This window comes from Methyloversatilis sp. MC4-4 (assembly GCF_049843555.1).
GTDB lineage: Bacteria > Pseudomonadota > Gammaproteobacteria > Burkholderiales > Rhodocyclaceae > Methyloversatilis > Methyloversatilis discipulorum_B.
This window is the reverse complement of sequence record NZ_JBBHZK010000003.1, coordinates 625,338-636,886: the sequence shown is the minus strand read 5'-3', so window position 1 is coordinate 636,886 and position 11,549 is coordinate 625,338. Positions and strand designations below refer to the sequence as shown.

11 protein-coding genes are annotated in these 11,549 nt (G+C 66.6%); 5 read left to right on the top strand and 6 right to left on the bottom strand.

Going from position 1 to position 11,549, the window contains the following annotated elements:
* The 4 genes from WDZ97_RS15965 to WDZ97_RS15950 form a co-directional block, all read left to right on the top strand.
* The coding region (locus WDZ97_RS15965; RefSeq protein WP_425763389.1) for a tRNA threonylcarbamoyladenosine dehydratase at nucleotides 1-575 on the top strand (575 nt) is incomplete at its 5' end.
* 172 nt (nucleotides 576-747) lie between these two features.
* Nucleotides 748-2,313: a DEAD/DEAH box helicase gene (locus tag WDZ97_RS15960; protein ID WP_425763388.1), complete on the top strand. Its 1,566-nt coding sequence runs from the start codon at nucleotides 748-750 to the stop codon at nucleotides 2,311-2,313.
* Between the two features lie 37 nt (nucleotides 2,314-2,350).
* The gene (recQ, locus tag WDZ97_RS15955) at nucleotides 2,351-4,159 is read left to right on the top strand and encodes a DNA helicase RecQ (RefSeq protein WP_304006495.1); all 1,809 of its coding nucleotides are present in this window, start codon (nucleotides 2,351-2,353) and stop codon (nucleotides 4,157-4,159) included.
* A 171-nt stretch (nucleotides 4,160-4,330) separates the two neighbouring features.
* The gene (locus WDZ97_RS15950) at nucleotides 4,331-4,582 is read left to right on the top strand and encodes a hypothetical protein (protein WP_304006497.1); all 252 of its coding nucleotides are present in this window, start codon (nucleotides 4,331-4,333) and stop codon (nucleotides 4,580-4,582) included.
* Nucleotides 4,583-4,610: 28 nt separating this feature from the next.
* On the opposite strand, the gene WDZ97_RS15945 is transcribed toward WDZ97_RS15950, so the two are convergent.
* From WDZ97_RS15945 to WDZ97_RS15920, 6 genes are all read right to left on the bottom strand, one after another.
* Nucleotides 4,611-5,156, bottom strand: a complete 546-nt coding sequence (locus WDZ97_RS15945; protein ID WP_425763387.1) for a c-type cytochrome — start codon at nucleotides 5,154-5,156, stop codon at nucleotides 4,611-4,613.
* The gene (gene soxC / locus WDZ97_RS15940) at nucleotides 5,131-6,393 is read right to left on the bottom strand and encodes a sulfite dehydrogenase (RefSeq protein WP_425763386.1); all 1,263 of its coding nucleotides are present in this window, start codon (nucleotides 6,391-6,393) and stop codon (nucleotides 5,131-5,133) included. The genes WDZ97_RS15945 and soxC overlap by 26 nt, the downstream gene beginning before the upstream one ends.
* A gap of 4 nt (nucleotides 6,394-6,397) precedes the next feature.
* Complete coding sequence (locus WDZ97_RS15935) at nucleotides 6,398-7,501, bottom strand: FIST signal transduction protein (protein WP_425763385.1); 1,104 nt, start codon at nucleotides 7,499-7,501, stop codon at nucleotides 6,398-6,400.
* Nucleotides 7,502-7,511: 10 nt separating this feature from the next.
* On the bottom strand, nucleotides 7,512-7,934 hold the full coding sequence (locus WDZ97_RS15930; RefSeq protein ID WP_304006508.1) for a PhaM family polyhydroxyalkanoate granule multifunctional regulatory protein: 423 nt from the start codon (nucleotides 7,932-7,934) through the stop codon (nucleotides 7,512-7,514).
* A gap of 165 nt (nucleotides 7,935-8,099) precedes the next feature.
* Nucleotides 8,100-9,968, bottom strand: coding sequence for an ATP-binding response regulator (locus WDZ97_RS15925; RefSeq protein ID WP_425763384.1), 1,869 nt, complete (start codon nucleotides 9,966-9,968; stop codon nucleotides 8,100-8,102).
* Nucleotides 9,965-10,639: a response regulator gene (locus tag WDZ97_RS15920; protein WP_020166107.1), complete on the bottom strand. Its 675-nt coding sequence runs from the start codon at nucleotides 10,637-10,639 to the stop codon at nucleotides 9,965-9,967. The genes WDZ97_RS15925 and WDZ97_RS15920 overlap by 4 nt, the downstream gene beginning before the upstream one ends.
* Before the next feature lie 224 nt (nucleotides 10,640-10,863).
* Between WDZ97_RS15920 and WDZ97_RS15915 the strand changes: the two genes are divergently transcribed.
* Nucleotides 10,864-11,517 carry a response regulator gene (locus WDZ97_RS15915; protein ID WP_020166106.1) on the top strand — a complete coding sequence of 218 codons (654 nt, stop codon included), beginning with the start codon at nucleotides 10,864-10,866 and terminating at the stop codon, nucleotides 11,515-11,517.
* Nucleotides 11,518-11,549: the final 32 nt, after the last annotated feature.

Sequence of the window (11,549 nt, the reverse complement as noted above, 5' to 3'; positions counted from 1 at the left end):
TATCGAACATCAATCGACAGCTCCAGGCCACTCAGGCAACTATAGGCATGGCGAAAGTCGATGCGCTCGCCGAACGCATCGTCTCGATCAACCCCGAATGCTCGGTGACGCGGATAGAGGATTTCCTAACGCTCGAAAATGCCGCCGAGCTGCTTTCGTCACGACCGGACGCGGTGCTCGATTGCACGGATCAGACGTCTGCCAAAGTTGCGATGGCCGAGCGTTGTCATCTCGATGGACTGGCGCTGTTCATGGCGGGTGCGGCGGGCGGACGTACCGACCCGACACGCATCCGCCATTCGGATCTCGGTGCAAGCCAGGGCGACGCGCTGCTCGCCCGTGTGCGTTCCCTATTGAGAAAGGGCGGGCGCTTGCAGCTGTCGCGCAAGGAGCATTTCGGTATCGAGGTCGTGTACTCCGCCGAGCCCATGCGCAAACCGGCGGCCGAGGCCTGCGATGCGACGACCGCACCGCAAGGCCTGAGCTGCGCGGGCTACGGCTCGAGCGTCTGCGTCACGGCCGCTTTCGGTTTCGCGCTCGCGGCGCGCGCCATCGAACACCTGCTGACACACTAAGCGCAAGACTTTCGGCCGAAACACCGCTACACTGCGCCTGCGCCGTGCCAATAGGCGCGTTCCCTTGTCTCCCTGACAAGAGGAGGCATCAGCCTCCCTTCCGGAATCCACACCCTGTCTGCCTGTATTGGTGTCACTCAGCTTGAGCGACGGGCCGTCGCTGGAGAACTGTTTGAACACTGAAGTCGATTTCGCCGGGCTTGGCCTGGCCGAGCCCCTGCTGCGCGCCATTTCTGAAGAAGGCTATACGCAGCCCACACCGATCCAGCAGAAAGCCATTCCGCTCGTCATGGCCGGGCGCGACCTGCTCGCTGCCGCACAGACCGGCACCGGCAAGACCGCCGGTTTCACCCTCCCCATTCTTCATACGTTGATCAACCGCCCGGCCAGCATCCCGCCGGGACGGCCACGCGTGCTGGTCCTCACGCCGACGCGCGAGCTCGCGGCTCAGGTCGAGGAATCGGTCCGCACCTACGGTGCACACGCCAAGCTGCGTTCCATGGTCATGTTCGGCGGCGTGGGCATGAACCCTCAGCTGCAGGCGCTGAAGCAGCGCGTGGACATCCTCGTTGCCACGCCGGGCCGTCTGCTCGATCACCTGGGCGAAAAGACGCTGGATCTGTCCGGCGTCGAGATCTTCGTGCTCGACGAAGCGGACCGCATGCTGGACATGGGTTTCATCCGTGACATCCGCAAGGTGATCGCGGCGCTGCCGAAGGTGCGCCAGACCTTGCTGTTCTCGGCGACCTTTTCGCCGGAGATCCGCGAACTGGCCCACGGCATGCTGAACGACGCAGCCGAGGTGGAAGTTGCCGCACGCAATACCACCGCCGAGCGTGTCGATCAGGGCGTCTACATGGTCGAGCAGAAGCAGAAGCGTCATCTGCTGGCGCATCTGATCAACAAGGGCCAGTGGTCGCAGGTGCTGGTGTTCACGCGCACCAAGCATGGCGCCAATCGTCTGGCCGAACAGCTCGACAAGCAGGGCATCACCGCCGCTGCAATCCACGGCAACAAGAGCCAGAACGCCCGCACCAAAGCGCTGGCCGACTTCAAGACGAATACGCTGCGCGTGCTGGTCGCCACCGACATCGCGGCGCGCGGTCTGGACATCGACCAGCTTCCGCACGTCGTCAATTTCGAGCTGCCGAACGTGCCCGAGGACTACGTTCACCGCATCGGCCGGACCGGCCGTGCAGGCGCCAGCGGCGCCGCGGTGTCGCTGGTCGATCGCGAGGAAGTGAAGTTGCTGACGGCCATCGAGAAGGTGACCCGGCAGTCGATTCCGCGCGTGACGGCCGATGGTTTCGTGCCGGTCGCTGGCGCCAGCGAGGAGCCGGATCGCGGTCCGCGTCCGCAAGGGCGCGGTGCTCGGCCGGACGGTGCAACGCGCAGCAAACCTGCTTCCGGCAACGGACAGCAGCCACGCCAGGGCCAGCAACCGCGGCCAGCCGGCGATCGCCCGGCGCGTACATCGCAGAACAAGCCCATCGCGCGCGGCAATGGCACCCCTGCCCGCCCGCAAGGCCGGAGCGGCAGTGCCAATGGCAACGTCGCCAACGGCAACCGTACGCCTGCGCGTATCCACGACGATGACGACGACAATCGCGGCAATCGCATCCAGCCAGCGGCCAAGCCGCCGCGCGAGGTCAATGGCAACGTGATGCCGCGTGGCAACGAGGCGCGACGTCCGCAACAGCCGGCGCTGTTCTCGCGCAATCGCAGCGGACAGCGATAACATCACGCCATTTGCATGAAGGGCCAGGGGCGACCGCGTGCGTGACGATGCACTGAAAGTGCTGAAGGACGTCTTCGGCCATCCCGGGTTCCGCGGTGCGCAGGGCGAAATCGTCGAGCACGTCGCGGCCGGCGGCGACGCCCTGGTGCTGATGCCGACAGGCGGCGGCAAGTCGCTGTGCTACCAGGTGCCGGCGCTGCTGCGCCCGGGTACGGCAGTCGTCGTGTCGCCACTGATCGCGCTGATGCAGGATCAGGTCGCCGCGATGACCCAGCTCGGTGTACGCGCCGCCTTCCTCAATTCCACGCTCGATCTCGATCAGGTGCGTGAAGTCGAGCGCAGCCTGCTCGACGGCACGCTCGATCTGCTCTACGTCGCCCCTGAGCGGCTCAACACCCCACGCTGTCTCGATCTGCTGAGTCACATCCGGCCGGCATTGTTTGCCATCGATGAGGCGCACTGCGTCGCGCAGTGGGGACACGACTTCCGTCCGGAGTACCTGCAGCTTTCCGTGCTGCACGAGCGCTTCCCGGACGTGCCGCGCATCGCGCTCACCGCCACCGCCGATCCGGCGACGCGCACCGAAATCATCGATCGGCTCGCGCTGCACGACGCGCGCGTGTTCGTGTCCAGCTTCGACCGGCCGAACATCCGTTACACCATCGTGGACAAGGACGACGCGCGCAAGCAGTTGCTGCGCTTCATCCGTAACGAGCATCCGGACGACGCCGGCATCGTCTATTGCCTGTCGCGCAAGAAAGTGGACGAGACGGCCGAGTGGCTGCTCGCGCAGGGCATCAAGGCGCTCCCTTATCATGCCGGCATGGACGCAGCGACGCGTGCTGCGCATCAGGCCCGCTTCCAGCGCGAGGAGGGCATCGTGGTCGTTGCTACCATCGCCTTCGGCATGGGCATAGACAAGCCGGACGTGCGCTTCGTCGCTCACCTCGATCTGCCGCGTTCGATCGAGGGCTATTACCAGGAGACCGGACGTGCCGGACGCGACGGCGGCGCCGCCGACGCGTGGATGGCCTACGGTCTGGCCGACGTCGTGCAGCAGCGTCGTTTCATCGACCAGTCCGAGGGCAGCGAAGCCTTCCGCCGCATCTCCAGCAGCAAGCTCGACGCGCTGCTCGGCCTGTGCGAAACCGCTCAGTGCCGGCGCGTGCACCTGCTCGCGTATTTCGGCGAGCAGGGGCAGCCATGCGGCAACTGCGACAACTGCCTGACGCCGCCGGAAACCTGGGACGCGACGGTCGCCACACAGAAGGCGCTGTCCGCGATCTACCGCACCGGCAATCGCTTCGGCGTCACCCACCTGATCGACGTGCTGCGTGGCAAGGACACAGAGCGCATCCGCCAGTGGGGTCATGACAAGTTGAGCGTGCATGGCATCGGCAAGGCCGAGGACGACAATCTGTGGCGCGGTGTTTTCCGTCAGCTGGTCGCGCTCGGGCTGGCCCGCGTCGATCACGAATCCTATGGCGCACTGGTGCTGACCGAAGCTGCCCGCCCGGTGCTGCGCGGCGAACAGCCGGTGATGATGCGTCGCATCGCCGAAAAAACGCGTGAATCGGCGGTGCGGCGCACACGCAGCGTCACACCGGTGTCGATGGACGGCGTCGACGCCAATCTGCTGGCAGCGCTGAAGGCGTGGCGGCTGGACGAAGCGAAAACCCAGTCAGTTCCGGCCTACGTCATCCTGCACGACAGCACGCTGATCGAACTGGCACGCAAACGCCCGGCGGATCTCGATGACCTGACCGACATACCGGGCTTCGGCGCACGCAAGGTCGAGCGCTACGGTGACTCACTGGTCGAGTTGATCTCAGGCTTCGAGCACTGACATATTGCACTGCAATAGTGCTTTGTCGTCTTTATGCCCCGACCTGACGCAGCGCTGATGATGGGGCGTGCGTCGGATTTGAATTAAAACAATGACTTGTTTTAAATCTCGTCTTGGTCTGGATATTGCATAGTGCATCACTGACTTCGTTATTGAAGCAGGGAGGGCATCATGCGTTGCAACATTCGACCACTCCTTTTCGTCGTCGCCTGCGCGCTGACACAACCGCTGACTGTCTGGTCGGCAGCACCCGATTGCCGTGCGAGCAGCCAGGATCCGCTGGCCGCTGAGGCGTGCCCGGAAAATGCGCGCTCCGCCTATCCGCTGGCGCACCTGTTCGAAAATCCGTCGGAATCACGAACCAGTCTTGCGCTGGCGGCGCTGCTGCTGGGCGGCATGGCGATGCGCGCCCGCGTGCGCTGATCGGCGCGGCAAGGGCGCCGCGCGCGCTTCAGTCCGCCTCGATACGGATGAAGCCGTCGCGGTTCGGCATCCGCACTGCCGGCAGAGTGCGTGCGTCCATGACGTCGTCAGCAGCGATCACGCCGTTGATGTGCAGCAGCCAGGCGCTGAGCGCATACACCTCGTCCGCGTTCAGCGTGCCGGGGGCGGTCATCGGTTTGGCGCGACGGATGAAGTCGAACAGCGTCGTCGCGTAGGGCCAGTAGCTGCCTACCGTTTTGTCGGCCGCTGGTGTGTTCAGCGGGCGCGTCGCACCTGCCAGTTCCTCGGCGCTGCCGCCACGGGCGTCCTTGCCGTGGCAGGCGGCGCAGTGGTGGGCAAACAGCGTGGCGCCCTCGCTTGCCGTGCCGCGACCGGGTGGAAGGCCGCGACCGTCCGGAAATACGTTCAGTTGCTGCCGGGCGAGGGTGGCGCCGTCGACCGGCTGTCCGAGCCGTGGTGCCTCGACCGCGTTCGGCGTGGCGGCGCAGGCGCTCAGCAGCAACCATGAAAGCAGTGCTGCAGCGCGCTCAGTAGGTGTGCGTAACCAGCCCATCGTCCTCGACTGCCCAGGCAACGATTGCGTTGTAGTGGAAATAGCCGGCGCGCCCGCGTTCGGCGACCAATGCCGCGCGTTCCGGCTGCAGATTGCCGCGCTCGTCGGTGGCTCGGCTTTTCAGCACGGCGGGCTTGCCGTCCCATCGCCACGGTATGCGGAAACGGGTCAGGCAGCAGGGCAGCGCCGGCGATTCGAGCGCGGCGTCGGCCCAGCTCTCGCCGCCATCCGCCGAAACCTCGACCCGCCGGATGCGCCCGTGCCCGCTCCACGCCAGACCGCTCAGCTGATAGACGTCGGGGCGCGGCAGTGTCTGGCCGTGCGAGGGTGACGTGATCAGCGACTTGCAGTCCATCGTGAACGTGAACTGACGCGCTTTGCCCGATGGCTGCAACTCGGTGTACTTCGACGTTTCGTTGCGCGACATCACCGGCTGGTCCGTCACTTCGAGCCGCTGCAGCCATTTGACGTGCAGCACACCTTCCCAGCCCGGCACGATGAGACGCATCGGGTAGCCGTTCTCCGGGCGCAGCCGTTCCCCGTTCTGGTAGAGCCCGATCAGGCAGTCGTCGCGCATCTTGGCCAGCGGGATGCTCATGTTCATCGCTCCCGCGTCGGCACCTTCGGCGATCACCCACGACGCGCCGACGTCTACACCCGCTTCGTCGAGCAGGAGGGACAGCGGCACGCCGGTCCATTCGGCGCAGGACAGCAGTCCGTGCACCGAACCGGCTGATCGCTGTATCGGCTCGCCATGCCAGCCGGCGTTGCTGTTGCCGCCGCACTCGATGAACAGCATCCGTGAACGCATCGGGTAGCGCAGCAGCGATTTCACGTCGAAGCTCAGTGGCTGGCGCACGAGACCGTGCACGACAAGTCTGTGACGCGCCGGGTCGATCTGCGGCACGCCGTTGTGGTGTCGTTCGAAGTGCAGGCCGTTCGGCGTGATGATGCCTTCGAGGTCTTCGAGTGGCGTGAAGGACACGCCGTTGCCGGCCACTGCACGGTTGGCGCCGATGCGTCGCGCCGTCAGGCGCTCATGCGGCGATGGCTGACCGTAGGGCGTGAAGGGCGCGCCCGGCGTGTGCAACCACGGCAGCTCGTCAGCGGCCTGCGTATCGATGGCAGCCGCGGCCGTTGCCAGAGCCAGCCCGCGACGCAGGAAGAGCCGGCGATCGAGCAGGCCGCCGCCAGCGACTTCCGGCAAGGTGTGGAGAGCGGGCCGTTGGCGGGACATGGGATCAGAGGAAGAGCGTCAGCACGCCGGTATAGCCGTACAACTGGTCGTGCGAAATTTCGCCACCCGCGAAGAAGCCTGCCACCGGCAGGCCGGGAAAGGCCTCCTCCAGCATTTCGGGTTCGGTGTTGTCGTCGCCGAACATGTGCGCTCCACGCGCGGCGCAGGATATGTAAAGCGCCGCGAGCGGCGGCCGCTCCAGTGTCGCGCGCAGGTCGTTCAGCATGCGCTGCATGTCGGCGCGGGCGCAGTCCGCGTCGCGCCGATAGAAGCGCAGCCTCTGTCCGACCTCGACGGTGTCGTTGATGGCGATCAGGCCGTTGCCGGGGTCGAGGCCGATCACGTTGCGCACGCGGAATTCGGCGTCGTCGCGACCGGTCACGCCCAGTCCGGGCAGGATATAGCGCGCCGCCCGCCGCAGGTCCTGGCCGAGCGAGGTACCGGCCGCGTCCAGGAAGGCGTCCAGCGCGGGGCGGCCGTTGATTTCGGTGATGACGTTCTGGTCGCAGGCCGTGACGACATGGGTTTCGCCCACCGCACAGCAACCCTGCGTCAGGCGCGTCATGATGGAAACCTGCTCGTTGAAGGCGACGCCGCTGATGCCGCCGCGCAGTGCCCCGTTGGCGATCATCGGTGCCTGTCCGCGCGCCAGCGCGAGTCCGCCGGTGACGAAGCCGCTCGACACCTTGGTGGCCATGTCGGCGACCAGATCGGCCATGTCCGGCGTTGCCGGATCGGCGTGCACCACGGCGAAGTAGGGCTGCTCGGGGGCGGCATCGGTACCGAGCGCGTTGGGCAGGCGCTCGCGGCCTGAGAACACGCGGAAGCTGCCCTCCGGCAGGCTGCCCACCAGCAGCGACAGGCCGGGCTGGTCCTGCGCCGCGATGCCGCGGCCGATGACGCCGACCGAACTGGTGCCGACCCAGTTCTCGATGCCGGTGAGCCGGGTCAGGCGCTCGAACATTTCCTGCAGGTCGCCGCCGTAGTGATCGGCGAAGTAGACGAAGCCGAGGTTGGCGTCTTCAGGCATGTCGAGCGCCGACAGTGCCAGGTCCATCGCGACCGGCCAGTCTTCGTGGAAGGCCGAACTGGCGGCGAATCGGGCCATCCGCAGTACCTCAGCCTCCGCCGGAGGGCGGCGGCGTGTCGTCGCCCGGTGCGGTCGACGACGGATGTGCGGCACCGGCGTTCTGCATCAGCGTCCACGGCCACATGGCGGCATTGCCGAATGCCTGCATCGGGTTCTGTGCCGGGTCCTGCGCATGCGCCGCGCCGGTGGCCGCTGCGCCGGTGGCGCTGGCCGCCATCGCCTGCATGGTGGCCAGCGTCGCCCGCTGTACCTCCAGACCCTGGATGCTGGTCTGCAGCATGCTCAGGTTCATGCGCAGCCAGCCTTCGACCGCCTTCAGGTCGGTGATGCGCTTGTCCAGCTCGCCGACGTCGAGTGTCGGTGTGACGAAACCGGGTACCGGGAAGGGCATCTGCCCCCATACGGAACGCAGGAATTCCATCGGGTCGTACTGTGAGGAGTCGCTGGCCATGGCATCACCTGTGTCGGTCTGTGTGCGCCAAGCATAGCGCGCCGTGCGTCGCCGGGGGACACAAAAGAAAACGCGGCCACAGCGGGCCGCGTGAAGGGAGACACAACGTGCACAACGCCTTCATTCTTGTGCAGCGGCGCCGGCAGCGGCAATCGTCCGTTCGGCTTAAGCCGAAGCGACCTGCTCCTTCAGCTTGAACTGGATCAGCGTGCGCAGCTTGGCCGGCATCACCGGCTTGAGCAGCAGGTGGTGGCCGAGATCCTTCGCCTCTTCCAGGCGCTCCGGCGTGGCGCTGCCGGTGACCAGGATGGCCGGAATGTCGACGCCGAAGTGCCGGCGCACCGCCGCCACCACGTCCGGCCCGACTTCGCCGTCGCGCAACTGGTAGTCGGCGATGATGAGGTCGGGCGGCGCGCCGCGTTCGGTCACGCTGTTCATCGCTTCCTCGTGCTTGCTGGCGATCAGCGTCTGCGCGCCCCAGCTGCCGAGCAGCGCGGCCATGCCGTTCACGATGCTCGCTTCGTCGTCGATGACCAGGATGCAACGGCCGCCGAGATCGGCCTGGCTGCGTTCGGTGCGAACTGCGGTGGCGCGTACCACCGGCGCGCGACCCATCGGTACGTCGATGCGGAACACGGTGCCTCGACCGGGGCGCGACGCCAGGCTGACCGGGTGCGACAGCAGCGCCGACAGCCTCTGCACGATGGACAGGCCGAGCCCCAGGCCCTTGCGCCGATCGCGTTCGGCATTGGCCAGCTGTACGAACTCCTCGAAGATGCGGCTCTGGTCGTCCGCTGCGATGCCCATGCCGGTGTCCCATACCTCGAAACGCAACCCGTTGCGGCGCACGCGCGTGCTGACCAGCACGCCGCCCGCCTGCGTGTAGCGCATCGCGTTCGAAATGAGGTTGCGCAGGATGCGTTCGAGCAGCACCGGATCGCTGCGCACCCATGCGGCACGCGAGCGGATGCGGAAGGCCAGGCCGCGATCGAACGCTTCGGGTTCGAAATCCATGCGCAGCCGGTCGAACAGAGCGCTGACCGATACATCGGTGATCTCCGGCTTCACCTTGCCGGCGTCGATCTTCGAAATGTCGAGCAGTTCGTTGAACAGGCCCTCCAGCGCCTCGACCGAACTGCTGATGCTGGTGACCAGATTCGCTACCTCCGGCTCATGCGCCTTGGCCGACAGCGCGGCGGCGAACAGGCCCATCGCGTGCAGCGGCTGGCGCAGATCGTGGCTGGCGGCGGCGAAGAACTGGCTCTTGGCGCGGCTGGCCTGATCGGCGCGGTCACGCGCTTCCGACAGTTCGATGTTCTGCGACTCCAACCGGCGGCTGAGCACCTCGTTGGCATATCGGCTGCGCAGCGCGCGCTCGATCAGCGCGTTGAAGTTCTTGCCGACCCGCCACAGCGCGATCATCAGCACCGACACGATGAAGGCCACCAGCAGGTCGTGCCGGCTGCCCTCCCAGATGTAGCGCGCGATCACCGGCAGCAACGTTGCACCGAGGAAGGTGTAGTAGCTGGGCAGGTGCATCGAGGTCAGGGCGGCCGCAACGCCGCACACCGACACCAGCAGCGACATCAGCACGATCTGCTGTTCCGGCGCTTCCGGGCTGAAGAACAGCCACAGCGTCGAACTCCACAGCACGCCGGAAATGGCTGCGCCGATCAGCCAGTAGGTGCCCCAGCGCGGCGCGCTGGCGGCGTCCGGTGTGGCACGCCTGTACTGGCGCAGCAGCACCAGGCGCGACACCTGGTTGGCCATCGACAGCACGAACCACAGTGCGACCGTCCAGAGCGGGAAGGTGTCATATACCGTCCAGGCGACCAGCAGCGTGCCGAGGATCTGACCACCGAAGGCCGTGCCCAGGTTCGCGTACAGCATCTGGATCTGCGTCGCCACGACCTGGCGGTCGAGCTGGGCCTGTTCGCCCGGCTCCAGCCGCGCGGCCGCGTCGCCGCGCTCGCGCGTCAGCGACTCGATGGTCGTGTCTTCGGGCAGCACGACCGGAGGCGTCATCTGGCTCATGGCGTCGAGCCCGGCGTTCCGAGCTTCAGTCCGATGCGGCTGGCTGCCAGCACCGCCTGCGTGCGGTTGCTGGCGCCGAGTGCCTTCAGGATGGCGGTGATGTGCACCTTGACCGTGCCTTCGGCCAGATTCAGCTCGCGGCAGATTTCCTTGTTCGGCTTGCCCTGCACCATCAGCGTCAGCACTTCCGCCTGACGCTCGGTCAGGCCGATGTCGGACGCGGTCTGCGGCCGTCGCGGCGTCTCTTCCTGACGCGGCGCACCGAGGCCCAGTTCGCCGACGATGGCCTGCCGCGGCACGTAGACACCGCCGGACAGCACCAGACGCAGCGCGCCGAGCAGCACTTCGTTGGTGCTCGATTTCGGAATGAAGCCCATCGCCCCCTCGTCGAGCGCCGCCAGAACCGTGTCCGAGTCGTCGAAACCCGACAGCACGACGATGGGCAGCGCCGGATGTGCGCCGCGGAAGGTCTGCAGCGCGCTCATGCCACGGCAGCCCGGCAGCGTCAGATCGAGCAGGGCGAGGTCGAGATCGGGGTGCTCGTCGGCCAGCCGCAGACCGCCTTCGCAATCGGGCGCGTCGTACAGGCGGATGTCGGCCGCAAGGCCCGGGAGCACGTGGCGCAGCGCTTCGCGTATCAGTGGGTGATCGTCAACGATCAGTATCTTCATGGGAGTCCGGGGCCATCACGTCGTCAGCGCCTGAAAGTGCCTCGCGCATCGGAGACGTCAATAATGGCGGAAAGTGGCGCAACTCGGGACCTGTATTATTACTTTAGTCGTAGTCCGCTTGGATGAACTGCACCGCGAGGGTGCGCAATTACACTCAGGCGGCCCGCCTCCGGCTCACACCGTGCCGAGGCGGAGCACATCGACACGTCATCGGGAGGTTCTGTTTGGGCTGTCTGCTCATCGTCGAAGATCATGCGCTGGTACGCGAGGGCATGGCCCAGACGCTGGCGCGGCTGGGTGCGGAGTGGTGCGTGATCGAGGCGTCCGATGCGGCGCAGGCGCTGGCCGTGATCGACGGCGGTGCCGAGGTCGATCTGGTGCTGACTGACCTGATGCTGCCCGGCATGAACGGCTTTTCTCTGCTCGCCACGCTGCGCGAACGCGATCCGTCGCTGCCGGTCGTGGTGGTGTCCGCGCTGAGCGACAAGGCTACGGTGTCGCGCGCGATGCGCCAGGGCGCCTCGGGATTCGTGTCGAAGGGCGATTCGGGCGACCAGCTGGTGCAGGCGGTCCGCCTGGTACTCGACGGCGGCCTCTATACCCCGCCCGAGCGTCGCCCGCCCAACGCACGGGCCGGACGCACGTCGGCGACCATACGCCCGAGTCCGGCCGACGACTACGGTCTGACACAGGCGCAGACGCGGGTGCTGCACCTGCTTGCCGAGGGGCGTTCCAACCGCGAAATCGCCGAGTCGCTCGGTCTCGCCGAAGGTACGGTCAAGGTGCACGTGACACGCATCTTCAAGGCGATGAAGGTGACGTCCCGTGCGCAGGTGTTGATCGCGCTGGCGCAGCGCGGTACGCGCCGCGAGGGCTGAACGCGGGTCGCATGCAAGGCGCGTCCCGCAGC